The organism is Kitasatospora misakiensis (genome assembly GCF_042656005.1).
In the GTDB taxonomy this organism is placed as follows: Bacteria; Actinomycetota; Actinomycetes; order Streptomycetales; family Streptomycetaceae; genus Kitasatospora; species Kitasatospora misakiensis.
In genome coordinates, this window is the sequence record NZ_JBHSOF010000007.1 from 94476 (window position 1) to 108644 (window position 14169).

The window sequence follows — 14169 nt, forward strand, 5'->3', positions numbered from 1 at the left end:
TTTCACCGCTCGACATTCACCGCTCGACACCCAAGGACGGAACCATGGCCACCGACCGACTCCTCGCCCAGCCGGGACCGAGACCCGCCGGCGGGAGCGGGGCGCGGACGACGCAGCCCTCCGCCAGTCGCCTGCCGTCCCTGACCGGCCTGCGCTTCCCCGCCGCCCTCGCGGTCTTCGCGTACCACGCGGCGCTGCCGATCCCCACCCTGCGGTTCTTCGCCGACGACAGCACCGAGTTCCGCTTCGTCGACCTCGCCGACCAGGCCGGCGGCCTGGGCGTGGCCTTCTTCTTCGTGCTCAGCGGCTTCGTGCTCACCTGGTCGGCCCGCCCCGGCGACACGGCCACCGGGTTCTGGCGGCGCCGGCTGGTCAAGATCGTCCCGAACTACGTGGTCGCCTGGGCGCTGGCCATGGTCCTCTTCGCGGGTGCGTACACCCCGGCCCGGACGGCGGTCCTCAACCTGCTGATGGTGCAGGTCTGGATACCCGACTTCAACACCTACTTCAGCGTCGACCCGCCGAGCTGGTCGCTCGGCGCCGAGCTGGTCTTCTACCTCTCCTTCCCGCTGCTGCACCGGGCGCTGCGCCGGATCCGCCCGGAGCGGCTGCTGTACTGGATCGGCGGCACCGTCGCCGCCATCGTCGCCACCCCCGCGCTGGCCTACCTGGTGCTGCCGGACACCCCCGGCGTCGCCGGCGGCTACGAGTCCTCGGTGGTGCAGTACTGGTTCGCCTACGTGCTCCCGCCGGTGCGGCTGCTGGACTTCGCCCTCGGCATCCTGGTCGCGCTCGCGGTGCGCTCCGGCCGCTGGCGCGACATCGGCATGGTCTGGTCCGGCCTGCTCCTGGTCGCCGGCTACGTCGCCACCCGCTGGGTGCCCTACCTGTACGCCCAGCGCGCCACGACCGTGGTGCCGATCGCGCTGCTCGTCGCCGCCGCCGCGATCGCCGACCGGGACGGCCGGTTCACGATCTTCCGCAACCGGGCGATGACCTGGCTGGGGGAGATCTCCTTCGCCTTCTACCTGCTGCACTTCATCGTGCTGACCGAACTGCGCGACCTGCTCGGCACCCGGATGTACTCCACCCCCGAGGGCATCGGCCTGCTGCTGCTCGCGATCGGGATCACGGTGCTGCTCTCCTGGGTGCTCTACCGGCTCGTCGAGGATCCGATCACCAAGCGGTTCTCCTCCCCGCGCCGCCGGCCGGCCGCGGCCACCACCGCGCGACCGACCCCCTGACCTTCCGACTCTTCGACGGACCGTCGAGAAAGCGAGCCGTACCCATGGGCAAGATCCTCGTCACCGGGGCGACCGGCCAGGTCGGCGCCGAGGTGCTGGCGCAGCTGCTGGCGGCCGGCGCCGACGTCCGGGCCGGCGCCCGGACCCCGGAGAAGCTGGCACCGCCCGCCCCGGTCGAGACCGCCGTGCTCGACCTGACCGACCCGGCCACCTACGGCCCGGCGCTGGCCGGCGTCGAGAAGGTCTTCCTCTACGCGGTGCCGCAGGGGACGGCCGGCTTCCTCGCGGCGGCGCGGGAGGCCGGCGTCCGGCACGTCGTGGTGCTCTCCTCGCAGACCGTGGTGGACGCCTTCCCGGTGCAGAAGCCGATCGTCGAGATGCACCGCGCGGTGGAGGAGGCGGTCGTCGCCTCCGGGATCCCGTACACCCTCCTGCGGCCGCACAACTTCGCCACCAACATCCTGATGTGGGGCTGGCCGGAGTCGATCCGGGCGGAGGGGCGGATCCGCTTCCCGTACCCGGAGTCGCACAGCGACGCGATCCACGAGAAGGACATCGCCGCGGTCGCGGTGGTCGCGCTCACCGGCCAGGGCCACGAGAACCAGGCGTACTTCATCAGCGGTCCGCGCTCGATCACCCAGCGCGAGCAGCTCGCGGACCTCGCCGAGGCGCTCGGGCGGCCGCTGGAGTTCGAGGAGCTGACCGACGCCGAGGCGCGCGAGGCGCTCGCCCCGATCGTGCCGGTCTGGGTGATGGACGCGGTGGTCGGCTACTGGGCCGGCTCCGACGGCATCCCCACCGAGGTGTCCGACACGGTGGAGCGGCTCACCGGCCGCCCCGCCAGGACCTTCGCCGAGTGGGCCCGCGACCACGCGGCCGACTTCACCGCCTGACCGGGCACCCGGCCCGGCACACCGGAATCCGGACCCGCCGCACCGGCGGTCGGGGCTCCGGTGGCCGGGCCACCACCGTCCGCGCCGGACGGGTGGGCCGCGCACCTTAGCGGAGCGGGGCGCGGACCCTAGCGTGAGCACGGCGCAGTCATCCGCCATTCGAGGGGGACCGATGAGCGGCCCGGCCATGACCCGACCCCTGCCGACGGGACCCCAGGCTCCGCCGGAGGACGGGCAGTTGCTCGACGCCTCGCACGAGGTGCTGCTCAAGGAGCTGTGCGGGGTGCTGTTCGCCTCGCTGCCGCGCAGCGACCAGCGGCGCAAGGGCGCCCAGTACCTGCACGGGCTGCTCGGCGCCCGCGGACGCAAGTCGATCCGCAACATCGCCACGGTGGTCGGCGGCCCGGCCGCCGAGCAGAGCCTGCACCACTTCATCACCAGCTCCACCTGGGACTGGGGCCCGGTCCGCCAGGCGCTGGCCCAGCACCTCGCCCGGATCGCCCCGCCGCAGGCGTACGTGCTGCGGCCGATGGTCGTCCCGAAGGCCGGCGACCACTCGGTGGGCGTGGACCGCCGCTTCATCCCGGCGCTCGGCCACGTGCTCAACGCCCAGCAGGCGGTGGGCGTCTGGGCCGCCTCGGAGAGCTTCAGCGGCCCGGTCAACTGGCGGCTGCACCTGCCGCGGACCTGGCTGGAGGACGCGCCCCGGCGCAGCCAGGCGCTGATCCCGGACGAGGTCGACGCGGAGACCCTCGGCGACTGCGCCCTGGAGGCGGTGCTCGGCCTGCCGGCCCGTTGGGGGCTGCCGGTGCGCCCGGTGGTCGCGGACGCCCGGGACGCCGACGGGCTGCGGCTGGTGCGCCGGATGCGGGACGAAGGGCTGCCGATGCTGGTCCGGATCGGCGGTTCGTTCCCGCTGCGGCCGGTCGCGGCGCTGCCCGGCCACCCGGCCGGTCCCGGGCCCGCCTGCCAACTGCTCACCGCCGCACGGGAGCTGCGCCGTCCGGTGGTCTGGTCCGACGCGTCCGGCGAGCTGCGCGGCGGGCTGGTCGCCGCCGTCCGGGTGCGCCCGGCCGGCCCGGGGGCGGCCCGCCCGGACCGGGGCCGGCGCGGCGGCGGGGAACTGCTGCTGCTCGGCGTGGGCGCGGCCGGCGGGCGCTGGCCGGCCGAGCTGTGGCTCACCGATCTGGTGGACCTGCCGGTGGCCGGGCTGGTCCGGCTGGCCCGGCTGGCCGACCGGGTGGACCGGGACTTCACCCGGACCGCCGACCGGGTCGGGGTGCGGGACTTCGCCGGGCGCTCGTTCGGCGGCTGGCACCGGCACATCACGCTGGCCTCGGCGGCGCACGCGATCGCGGTGCTCGCCCGGGGCGACGACCGGCTCTACTGAGGTGGGGTCAGAGCGCCGGGCCGGTGCGGTCGGTGCGGTCCGTTCGGTCGGACGGGGCGCCGCGGTCGAGCAGGGCGCGGCGCACCCGGCAGAGCCTGAGCGCGAGCTGGATCTCGAAGGAGCGCTCGGGCTTCAGCCAGTCCGGGCCGAGCAGTTCGCCGATCCGCTCCAGCCGGCGGGCCACCGTGTTGGGGTGGACGTGCAGCCGCTGGGCGGCGTGGGTCGGGCTGTTGCCGGTCTCGAACCAGGCCTGCAGGGTGCGGGTCAGCTCGGTGAGCCGGTGCCGGTCGTAGTCGAGCACCGGGCCGACGGCCGACTCGATGAACCCGTCGATGTCGTGGTTGTCGGCCAACAGGACGCCCACGAAGCCGAGTTCGCGGGCCGAGGCGGCCCGGCCGACCGCGCCCAGCGAGGTCATCGCGTCCAGGCAGCGCAGCGCCTCCTGGTAGCCGTGGAACACCGAGGTCGGATCGCTCACCGGCCCGGCCGCGCCGACCGTCACCGGGATGCCGAGCAGCGGGGTGAGCTCCTCGGCGACCGCGCGGGCGGCCCGGCCCGGGTCGCTGCCGGGCAGCAGCAGCACCGCCCGGCCGTTGTGCACCCGCTTGAGGCCGCTCATCCGGTGCGCGTACAGGCCGGCCCAGGTCGCCGTCCTGCCCTGGGCCTCGCCCTCGGGCCGGGCGACCACCAGGACGTGCGCGGCGGACAGGTCGATGCCGAGCCGGCGGGCCCGGACGTCGAGCTGCCGGGGCGGGCGCTGCGGCTGGCTGAGCAGTTCGTCGAGGAGCTCGTCCCCGACCAGGCGGACCGGGGTGGCGGACCGCTCGCCCTCCAGCAGCAGGGCGACCGCGACCGCCTGCGCGACGCTCCGGCAGGCGTCCGCGGCCAGCTCGGCCCGCCGGCCGGACGGGCGGGCGAGCAGGGTGCCCAGATCGGTCGAGCCGGCGCGGACCGGGGCGGCCCAGAGCGGCCCGGCCAGCCGGACCGGGCGGCCGGCCGCGTGGGTGTCGACGGCGGTGGCCAGGACGGTCGGCCCGTCCAGCTCGGGCAGCTCGCCGGCCGAGGCCAGCACGGTGCCGTCGCTCGCGTACACCCGCAGGCCGAGGTCGAGGCGGCGGCCGGCGTCGCGGACCAGGGCGCGCGGGTCGCGGCCGGACAGCGCCAGGTCGACCAGGGCGCGGTGCGCCTCGGCGAGCTCCCCGGCCGGGTCGGCCGGCTCCGCCACCGCGGCAGGGCTGTCCGGCCCGGCGGCCCGCTCCAGCAGCCGGGCCTTCTCGATCGCCACCCCGGCGAGGTCGCCGAGCGCGGCCATCAGCGAGATCTCGTCGGTGGTGAAGTAGCGCACCGCGCGCTCCGCGACGTACAGCGTGCCGAACGGACGGGCGCGGTGGCCGAGCGGGACGGCCAGCACCGCGCGCAGGCCCTCGGCGCGGATCGTGCCGTCGACCGTCGGGTTGCGCCGGATCCGCTCGTCGGCGAGGTAGTCCGGCGTCCAGAACGGCCCCGGCTCGGCCGGGGCGCCGCCCAGGCCGAAGCCCTCGGGGACGGTCAGGCCGATCCGCAGCGCGCCGCTCGGGCCGTCGGTGGTGCGGATCCGGACCGCTCCCGGCCCGCCGTCGGCGCCGGCCGGTTCGGCGGTGGCCAGGCAGGACAGGTCGGCGCCCAGCAGCAGCCGGGCCCGGCGGGCGATCACCCGCAGCAGGCCGTCCAGTTCGTAGGGCAGGGCCAGGTCGCGGGCGGTGTCGGCGAGCGCGGCGAGGCCGGCCTCGCGCCGGCGGCGCTGCTGGGACCGGGAGCGGATGGACAGGCCGAGCTGCTCGATCCGGCGGAGCGCCTCCCGCTCCCGGGCGGAGTCGCAGCTCCGCCGGGCCTGCTCGACCAGCTCCGCCAACTGGGCGGCCGGCGCCTCACTGGCCAGCAGTTCCAGGACGTTGAACGCGATTGAGTCGGCCGACCGTCGCGTCATGACCTTCCCTCCCCCTGGGGCGTTCGAGTGGATCGGCCCCGGTCCGCGACGCTCCCCCGGCCTTCGGTCGGGAGGTACCCCCGGGGCACGTTCGTCCCGGCCCTCGGCCGGGAGGCGCCCCCGTCGCAGCGGCTCCGCCCCCGGCCCGGCAGCCGGGAGGTGCCGCCACCTCCGCCTTGCGGTGCACGCACCCCGACGCCGCGGCCTCGTCCGGGCTGGTCCACAAGACGCGCCCGGACCCCCGAGAGAAGGAGTGCGTGACGGCCTGCAATCCGGAAGGTATGCGGGGGCGGTTGTTCCCGTCAAGAACTGGTCCGGACCGTCCGGAGAGGGCCGGTGGTACCCGAATGACGGTTCATCAGGAGGATTCGGTTTCAGGGAAGTCGGGCCGGTTCCTGATCGCCCGGACAGGAGGTCGGACGGGCCGTCGGGCGGGCCTCGACGGCGGTGTGCAGGCGCAGCCAGTGGTCGACCAGCAGCGGGACGCTCTCCTCCTCCAGCCGCCGGGCGACCGTGCCGTAGTCGATGCCCTGCCGGCCCAGCCGGTCGAGCACCGCCCGGGCCGCCTCGTCCTGGCCGAGCAGGGTGTCGCCCTCCAGCCGGAGCTTGCGGACCGCCTCGTCCAGCACCGGCCGGGTCATCGCGTGCGCGGTGCCCCAGGAGACCAGCCCGGCCACGTACCGGGCCTGCGCGGCGGCCCCGCCCAGCGCCGAGTCGGTCCACAGCAGCCGCTGCGGGCGGGCCCCCGAGGCGCGCAGGGTGCGCCAGCGGCCGTCGCCGAGCCGCTCCTCGTACGCCCGGTACATCAGCCGGGCCGCCGCCTGGGCGGTGAGGCCGCGCAGCGCGGCGGCGTCCCGGCCGGCGACCGTGGCGAGCCGGCGGTCGATCTCCCGGTCGACCCGGCCGACCGGGAGCGAGGCCACCGAGGCGATCGCGGCCAGCGGCCGGCCGGCCGCCAGCGCCTGCTCCAGGCCGTCGAAGTAGGCGTCCACCACCTGCCCGTAGCAGCGCACCGAGTACAGCCCGGTGGCGTGCACGCCGAGTCCGCGGCCGACGCAGTCGCGGATCGCGGCCAGGCCGGCGGCGGTGGCCGGGATCTTGACCAGCAGGTTGGGCCGGTCCACCGCGCGGGCCAGGTCGACGGCCTCCGCGACCGTCGCGGCGGCGTCGTGCGCCAGCCGGGGGTCCAGGTCGGCCGAGACCAGGCCGTCGTGGCCGTGGGTGGCGCGGTGGACGCCCAGGAACTCCTCGCAGACCATCCGCAGGTCGTGCACCGCGACGGCCCAGACCGAGCCCTCCGGGGAGACGTGGTGCTCGGCCAGTCGGGCCAACTGCTCGGCGTAGACCGGGTCGTGGCGCAGCGGGCCGGCCAGCAGGGCGGGATTGGTGGTGGCGCCGCGCAGACCGGTCCGGTCGATCAGCCGGCCGAGCAGGCCCGAGGTGACCAGCCCGCGGTTGATCCCGTCCAGCCAGGGCGAGACACCCTCGGCGATCAACGGCCGCAGGTCTCCGGTTCGGGCTTCGGCGGCCTGCGGTTTCTTCACTGCGGGATCACTGCTCCTCGGCTCTGCGACGGACCGAAAACGGTGCCGTGGCCGAGGATAGGCAGCAATTCGTGCCCGGAAAAGTAAGCGCCCCGGTCAATGTCAGGTCGGGCGGAGGTCAATGCCGGACCGGGCGGGGGCCAATGTCGGGCACGGCCAATGCGGGGGCGGCCGGAGAAGTGGCCGCCGAGTATTTGATGGAGTGCGCCGCCACCTGACGAAGTGCCGGGAACTCCGTTGGCCGGTGGGCGGTCCACGGTCAACGATCAGTGGAACGCGCCCCCGTCCCCGAGGAGTTCGCCGCCGTGACCACCATTGCCGTCATCTATTACTCGTCCACCGGAAATGTCGCCAGGCTGGCCGAGGCGGCGGCCGACGCCGCCGGGAAGGCGGGCGCCGAGGTGCGGCTGCGCCGGATCGCCGACCTGCCGGACGACACCTATGTGCCGGGCACCGAGCAGGCCGCGCGGGAGCTGCGGGAGCGCACCGCGGACGTCCCCGAGGCCGCCCTGTCCGACCTGGCCTGGGCGGACGGCATCCTGATCGGCACCCCGGTGCGGTTCGGCCTGCCGGCCGCGCCGGTGCTGCGGTTCGTCGACTCGACGGCGCCGCTGTCGATCCCCGGCGGGCTGGCCGACAAGGCGGTCTCCGCGTTCACCTCGGGCTCGGCGCCGCACGGCGGCCACGAGACCGCGATCCTCGCGCTGCACAACGCGTTCTGCCACTGGGGCTCGCTGATCCTGGCCACCGGCTCCACCGACCCGGTGCTGTTCCGGCCGCACAACGGCAATCCGTACGGGGCCAGCGCGGTCTCCCGGAACGTGCCGGGCCAGGTGCACGAGGAGAACATCGCCGCCGTGGAGTTCCAGGCCCGCCGGGTGGTCCGGGTGGCCGGGCTGGTCCGCGGCCTCGCCGACTAGCACGCGTCCGCCGGTCCGGGAGGGAGACGTCAGTGGACCACCCGCTCGTGGGACAGCTCGCCGGCCGCCCCGCCGGGCAGCAGCCGGACTGGCCCGATCCGTTCGAACTCGCGGCGGCGAAGAAGGAGTTGGCCGACCGTCCGGCGCTGGTGGCGGCCGCCGACGTGCACCGGCTGCGGGCCCTGCTCGGCCGGGTCGCGGCGGGCGGGGCGCACGTCCTGCAGGCCGGCGACTGCGCCGAGGACCCGCAGGAGTGCACCGCCGGGGACATCGCCCGCAAGGCCGCGCTGCTCGACGTACTGGCCGGCCGGCTGAAGCTCACCACGCACCGCCCGGTGGTCCGGATCGGCCGGATCGCCGGCCAGTTCGCCAAGCCCCGATCCCACCCCACCGAGCTGTGCGACGGCGTCGAACTCCCGGTCTACCGGGGGCACTTGATCAACGGCCCGGAGCCCGACCCGCTCCGCCGCACCCCCGATCCGCGCCGGCTGGCGGCGGGCTACGAGGCGGCCCGCCGGGTGCTGGACCACCTGGGACGGCTCGCCCCCGGCGACCCGTCGGTCGCCTGCCCGCCGGTGTGGACCAGCCACGAGGCGCTGCTGCTGGACTACGAACTGCCGCTGCTCCGCCGGGACCCGCACGGCCGCCCGCTGCTCGCCTCCACGCACTTCCCGTGGGTCGGCGAGCGCACCCGGGACCCGGACGGCGCGCACGTCGCCCTGCTCGCCCGGGTGGTCAACCCGGTCGGCTGCAAGGTCGGCCCGACCACCACCGCGGAGGAGCTGCTGCGGCTCTGCGCCGTGCTCGACCCCGGCCGGGAGCCGGGCCGGCTCACCCTGATCGCCCGGCTCGGGGCCGACCGCGTCGCCGAGGTGCTCCCGGGGCTGGTCAGGGCCGTGCACGCGGCCGGGCACCCGGTGGTCTGGCTCACCGACCCGATGCACGGCAACACCGTCCCCGGGCCGGACGGGCTGAACACCCGGCTGGTGCCGGCGCTGGTCCGCGAGGTCGAGCTGTTCCAGCAGGCCGTCCGGGCGGAGGGGGGCGCCGCCGGGGGCCTGCACCTGGAGACCACCCCGGACGACGTCACCGAGTGCGCCGACGACGCGGCCGGGCTCGCCCGGGTCGGCGACAAGTACACGAGCCTGTGCGATCCGCGGCTCAATCCGGCGCAGGCCGTCGCCGTGGTGTCCGCCTGGCGCGCCTGAGCCGCGCCGCGGACCCCCTGCCTGCTTCGCACTACCCGCACGCCCCGCACCACCCCGCTCCGTCCCGTGCACCACCCCCAACCCACCCGCGGCCCGAGCCCCCGGACCGCGTCCCCCAGGGAGGTCCGCACATGAGAAACAAGGTGGCACTGGTCACCGGCGCGGCGGGCGGCATCGGCGCCGCCGTGGTCCGGCTGCTGGCCGAGCGCGGCGCTCTGGTCGCGGCCGTGGACCGGGACGCCGGCCGCCTCGCCGAGCTCGCCGGCAAGCTGACCGCCGAGGGCCTCACGGTGGCGGCCGTCCCGGCCGACGTGACCGACAGCGCCTCCGTCGAGGAGGCCGTCGACACCGCCGAGCGGCTGCTCGGCCCGCTCGACCACCTGGTCAACAACGCCGGGGTGCTGCGGCTCGGCGAGGTCCGCGACCTCACCGACGAGGACTGGCGGACCACCTTCGCGATCAACGCCGAGGGCGTCTTCCGGGTCTCCCGGGCGGTGGTCCACCGGATGATCCCGCGCCGCCGGGGCGCGATCGTCACGGTCGCCTCCAACGCGGGACTCACCCCGCGCGCCGAGATGGCCGCCTACGCGGCCTCCAAGGCGGCGGCCACCCACTTCACCAAGAGCCTCGGCCTGGAGGTCGCGCGCTTCGGGATCCGCTGCAACGTGGTCGCGCCCGGCTCCACCGACACCCCGATGCTCAGCGCGATGTGGGCGGACGGGGACGACGGCCGGGCGGCCACCATCGCCGGCCTGCCGGCGGCCTACAAGGTCGGCATCCCGCTGGGGAAGCTGGCCCGGCCCGTGGACGTCGCCCACGCCGTCGCCTTCCTGCTCTCCGACGAGGCCGGCCACATCACCCTGCACGACCTCACGGTGGACGGGGGTGCGGGGCTCGGTGCCTAGCGTCCCCGCTTCCCCGCTGGACCGGGTGCCGGCCGCCCGGCCGCCCGCGTTCGCGCTGCCGCACCGCCCCGAGGCCACCGGGCCGGGCGTGGTCGAGCTGCTGCTCGGCGAGGTCTCCGCCTGAACTGATCGCTCATGCGCTCGAATTGTCGAACGCCGTACGGAAAGCGCCGGGGGGGCCGGAATTCCCCTGACAGGTTGTACACGCCCAGCAATCGTTCCCCCCGGAAAAGCACGACCGGAACCGGAAAACCCCGACGGAAGCACCGGAACCACCGGAACCACCGGAACCCACCCGACAAGGAGATCACCGTGCTGGACGACGCCATGGTGGACGCGTACCTCGCCCGGATCGGCGCCGAAAGGCCCGAGCGGGCCGACCTCGCCGCGCTCACCCGCCTCCAGGAACGGCACGTGCTGTCCGTGCCGTTCGAGAACCTCGGCTACCACCTCGACGAGCCGATCCACATGGACGAGCAGGTCCTCGACAAGATCGTCCGCCAGCACCGGGGCGGCGGCTGCTACGAGGTGAACCCGGCCCTCTCGTTCCTGCTCACCGCCCTCGGCTACCCGGTGGAGATCCTCCCCGGCCGGGTCCACCGCCCCGGCGGCACGCTCGGCGCGGCCATGTGCCACCTCGCCCTGCGGGTCACCGCCGACGGCGAGCAGTGGCTGGTCGACACCGGCTTCGGCCGCAACAGCCGGCACCCGCTGCGGCTGGCCTCGCGCGAGGTCCAGCACGACCCGGACGGCGAGTTCCTGCTGGTCGACGTCGAGGGCGGCGGCTTCGACGTGCTGCTGAACGGCAGGCCGCTGTACCGGCTGGAGGACCGGCCGGTGCGGATCGAGGACTTCCGGCCCACCCTCTGGTGGTACCGCACCGCGCCCGAATCCCCGTTCCTCCAGGACGTGTTCTGCTCGCTGCGGACCGAGGACGGCCGGCTCACCCTCAAGGGCAACCAGCTCTCCCGGGTCGCCGGGAGCGAGCGCAGCACCGAGGAGTTCACCGGCGACGCCGCCGTCCTGGAGGCGTACAAGACCCACTTCGGGTTCAGCCTCGACCGGCTGCCCGACGAGCCGTCCGGCGGGGTCACCGCCGGCGTCCAGACGGGATGACCGCATGACCACCACCGAAACCGGCCCGGGCGCCGCGCCGTCCGCGCCGCCTGCGCCGTCCGTGCCGTCCGCGCCGCCCACCGACCCGGCCCGGCTGCCCCTGGTCTTCGCCGAGGCCTTCAACGCCGGCGACGCGGCGGCCGTGGAGCGGCTCTTCGAGCCGGGCGCGGTCTTCGTCAACACGCCCGGCGACACGGTGACCGGCGACGAGCGGCGCGCCGCCACCGGCCGGTTCCTCGCCCTCGGCCTGCCCATCCGGATCGAGGTCCGGCACTGCTACGTGGCCGACGACCTCGCCCTGCTGATCGGCGACTACCTGATCGAGGGCGAGGGCCCGGACGGGCCGGTCCGCGACGAGGGCACGGCCACCGACGTCGCCCGGCGCGGCGCGGACGGCCGCTGGCGCTACGCCATCGACAACCCGCCCGGCACCGCCCGCTGACCCGAGGAAGGACCGCTGTGCCTGCTGCAGCCAACCCCGCCGTCGATCCGCTGCTGGACCTGCCGTTCGACGCCGTGCCCGATCCCGACGCGTACCTGCGCGCCGCGATGCGCTGGCACTTCTCGCCGGAGACCGGCTCGCCGTTCTGGCTGGCCCGGGCCGCCGGCCTCGGCTTCGACCCGCTCACCGAGGTCCGCACCCACGCCGACCTCGCCAAGTTCCCCAACCTCGCCGGCGAACTGCGCACCGCCCGCGTCGAGGACCTGATCCCGCGCGGCTACGGCGACCGCCCCGACGTGGTCGGGGTCTACGAGAGCGGCGGCACCACCGGCGCGCCCAAGCGGATCGTGCTGCTGCGCGACTGGCTGGACCGGCTGCTCGGCTGGTCCAGCGCCCAGCTCGACGGCCACGGCGTGCCGCAGGGCGTCAACTGGCTGGTCGTCGCGCCCACCGGCCCGCACATGGTCGGTGACGTGATCAAGGCGCAGACCGCGTACCGCGGCGGCCTCTCCTTCACCGTCGACCTCGACCCGCGCTGGGTGAAGCGGCTGATCTCGGACGGCAAGGCCGCCGAGGCCGGCGGGTACGCCGAGCACATCGTCGACCAGGTCGCCCACCTGCTGGAGACCCAGGACGTCGGGGTGCTGATGTGCACCCCGCCGGTGCTGGAGCGGATCGCCCGCCGGGACGGCCTCGCCAAGCTGGTCAACGAGAAGATCCGGGCGATCAACTGGGTCGGTACCCAGATGGACCCGGACACCCGCCACCTGTACCGCACCGAGGTGTTCCCGAACGCCGTGCTCTACAGCGGCTACGGCTCGACCATGATCCTCGGCAACGCCAGCGAGCGGCACGGGCTGACCGACGACGACCCCTGCGTCTACGACCCGTACTCGCCGTACATGAGCTTCGGCGTGATCGACCCGGAGACCGGGCGGACGGTGGAGTACGGCGAACGCGGCCAGGTGGTCATGCACCACGTCTCCAAGAGCCTGCTGATGCCCAACAACCTGGAGCGCGACCACGGCACCCGGATCGCCGCGCTGCCCGGACACCTCGGCGACGCGGTGGCGGACATCGCCCCGGTCCAGGAGTTCGACAACGAGACGGTGATCGAGGGGGTCTACTGATGACGGAGTCCTCGCGGCCGACCGCCCTGCTCCAACTGGACGCGCTCGGCCCCGGCGAGCCGTTCCGGGCCCGTCGCCGCACCGCGGTGGACGAGGTCACCGGCGCGCCGTTCGCCGAACTCAGCCTCGTCCCCAAGCTGTTCGTCACCCGGGCGATGCGCGCCCTGCGCGCCGGCGAGTCGCTGCCGACCGAGGAGCGGTTCGCCGCGCTGGCCAGGGCCGGGCGGATCTTCACATCGGAGACCATCGACGGCCTCGACTTCCCGGCCTACGAGCGGGCCGTCGCCCGGGTCTCCGGGGTACCGATCACGGTCGTCCGGGACGCCACCCGGGCGATCGCCGACTCGGCCGAGAAGGCCGGCTGGTCCGCCTACCGGGCCCGCCCGGCCGGTGCGGTGAGCGACTGGCGGGACGGCGCGACCCTCGACGGGAGCGCCGTCTGGACCAGGCGCGGCGAGGTGTTCGCCGTCCACGCGGCCGGCAACCACCCCGGCCCGCACGGGCTCTGGCTGGAGGCGCTGGCGCTCGGCTACCGGGTCGCCGTCCGGCCCTCCCGGCGGGAGCCGCTCACCCCGCACCGGCTGGTCACCGCGCTGCGGCTGGCCGGCTTCGGCGCCGACCAGGTGATGCTGCTGCCCACCGACCACGAGGCCGCGGACGAGATCCTGGCCGGCGCCGACCTCGGCATGGTCTACGGCGGCGACGAGGTGGTCCGCAAGTACGCGGGCAGCACCGTGCTGCCGCAGGGGCCCGGCCGGTCCAAGATCCTGATCACCCGGGACACCGACTGGCGCGCGCACCTGGACACCATCGTCGACTCGATCGCCCACCAGGGCGGCGTGGCCTGCATCAACGCCACCGCCGTGCTGGTCGAGGGCGATCCGGCGCCGCTGGCCCGGGCGATCGCCGAACGGCTGGCGACCATCCCGAGCCTGCCGCCGGAGGACGAGAAGGCGGTGCTCGCCGTCCAGCCGGTCGCCGAGGCGCGGGCGATCGAGGCCTATCTGCTGCGCCGGGCGGCCGGCACCCGCGCCTGGCTCGGCGGGGACGGCGTGGTGGCCGAACTCGGCGACGGCAGTGCCGTCCTGCGCCCGGCCGTGCACCAGGTGGACCGGCCGGACGCCGAGCAGACCGGCATCGAACTGGCCTTCCCCTGCGTCTGGGTGGCGCCGTGGAGCCCGGAGGCGGGGGTCGCGCCGCTGCGCGACTCGCTGGTGCTGACCGCGCTCACCGGGGACGACGAGCTGTTCGACCGGCTGCTGCGGGAGCCGAGCATCAGCAACGTCTACCGGGGCGACCACCCGACGTACTGGATCCGGCCCGGGGTGCCGCACGACGGCTACCTGGGGGAGTTCCTGATGCGGACCAAGACCGTCATCCGCGGCTGACCGGACGCGCCGGGACCCCGCAG

General features: G+C 75.1%; 13 protein-coding genes. 11 read left to right on the forward strand and 2 right to left on the reverse strand.

Annotation, left to right across the window (positions count from 1 at the left end):
* Positions 1-44 precede the first annotated feature (44 nt).
* From ACFP3U_RS08400 to ACFP3U_RS08410, 3 genes are all read left to right on the forward strand, one after another.
* Positions 45-1244 carry an acyltransferase family protein gene (locus tag ACFP3U_RS08400; RefSeq protein ID WP_380224643.1) on the forward strand — a complete coding sequence of 400 codons (1200 nt, stop codon included), beginning with the start codon at positions 45-47 and terminating at the stop codon, positions 1242-1244.
* A 44-nt stretch (positions 1245-1288) separates the two neighbouring features.
* A complete protein-coding gene (locus ACFP3U_RS08405) occupies positions 1289-2137 on the forward strand; it encodes an NAD(P)H-binding protein (RefSeq protein WP_380224645.1) in 849 nt (282 codons plus the stop codon).
* A gap of 187 nt (positions 2138-2324) precedes the next feature.
* The gene (locus ACFP3U_RS08410) at positions 2325-3527 is read left to right on the forward strand and encodes an IS701 family transposase (protein ID WP_380224646.1); all 1203 of its coding nucleotides are present in this window, start codon (positions 2325-2327) and stop codon (positions 3525-3527) included.
* A gap of 7 nt (positions 3528-3534) precedes the next feature.
* On the opposite strand, the gene ACFP3U_RS08415 is transcribed toward ACFP3U_RS08410, so the two are convergent.
* Together ACFP3U_RS08415 and ACFP3U_RS08420 are read right to left on the reverse strand one after the other, a co-directional pair.
* Complete coding sequence (locus tag ACFP3U_RS08415; protein ID WP_380224647.1) at positions 3535-5493, reverse strand: helix-turn-helix domain-containing protein; 1959 nt, start codon at positions 5491-5493, stop codon at positions 3535-3537.
* 374 nt (positions 5494-5867) lie between these two features.
* Positions 5868-7037, reverse strand: a complete 1170-nt coding sequence (locus tag ACFP3U_RS08420; protein WP_380224648.1) for a transaldolase family protein — start codon at positions 7035-7037, stop codon at positions 5868-5870.
* A gap of 305 nt (positions 7038-7342) precedes the next feature.
* Here ACFP3U_RS08420 and ACFP3U_RS08425 point away from each other — a divergent pair, with 305 nt between their 5' ends.
* The 8 genes from ACFP3U_RS08425 to ACFP3U_RS08460 all read left to right on the forward strand — a co-directional run bounded on the left by ACFP3U_RS08425 (position 7343) and on the right by ACFP3U_RS08460 (position 14146).
* Positions 7343-7957, forward strand: a complete 615-nt coding sequence (locus tag ACFP3U_RS08425; protein WP_380224649.1) for a flavodoxin family protein — start codon at positions 7343-7345, stop codon at positions 7955-7957.
* Positions 7958-7989: 32 nt separating this feature from the next.
* A complete protein-coding gene (locus ACFP3U_RS08430) occupies positions 7990-9165 on the forward strand; it encodes a 3-deoxy-7-phosphoheptulonate synthase (protein WP_380224650.1) in 1176 nt (391 codons plus the stop codon).
* Between the two features lie 131 nt (positions 9166-9296).
* Positions 9297-10070 (forward strand): 2,3-dihydro-2,3-dihydroxybenzoate dehydrogenase, encoded by a 774-nt coding sequence (locus ACFP3U_RS08435; protein ID WP_380224651.1) that lies wholly within the window; start codon positions 9297-9299, stop codon positions 10068-10070.
* On the forward strand, positions 10063-10194 hold the full coding sequence (locus ACFP3U_RS08440; RefSeq protein WP_380224652.1) for a hypothetical protein: 132 nt from the start codon (positions 10063-10065) through the stop codon (positions 10192-10194). The genes ACFP3U_RS08435 and ACFP3U_RS08440 overlap by 8 nt, the downstream gene beginning before the upstream one ends.
* 188 nt (positions 10195-10382) lie before the next feature.
* On the forward strand, positions 10383-11186 hold the full coding sequence (locus ACFP3U_RS08445; protein WP_380224653.1) for an arylamine N-acetyltransferase family protein: 804 nt from the start codon (positions 10383-10385) through the stop codon (positions 11184-11186).
* Between the two features lie 4 nt (positions 11187-11190).
* The gene (locus tag ACFP3U_RS08450) at positions 11191-11628 is read left to right on the forward strand and encodes a YybH family protein (RefSeq protein ID WP_380224654.1); all 438 of its coding nucleotides are present in this window, start codon (positions 11191-11193) and stop codon (positions 11626-11628) included.
* A 17-nt stretch (positions 11629-11645) separates the two neighbouring features.
* The gene (locus ACFP3U_RS08455; protein WP_380224655.1) at positions 11646-12758 is read left to right on the forward strand and encodes an AMP-binding protein; all 1113 of its coding nucleotides are present in this window, start codon (positions 11646-11648) and stop codon (positions 12756-12758) included.
* Positions 12758-14146, forward strand: a complete 1389-nt coding sequence (locus ACFP3U_RS08460) for an aldehyde dehydrogenase family protein (protein WP_380224656.1) — start codon at positions 12758-12760, stop codon at positions 14144-14146. The genes ACFP3U_RS08455 and ACFP3U_RS08460 overlap by 1 nt, the downstream gene beginning before the upstream one ends.
* Positions 14147-14169: the final 23 nt, after the last annotated feature.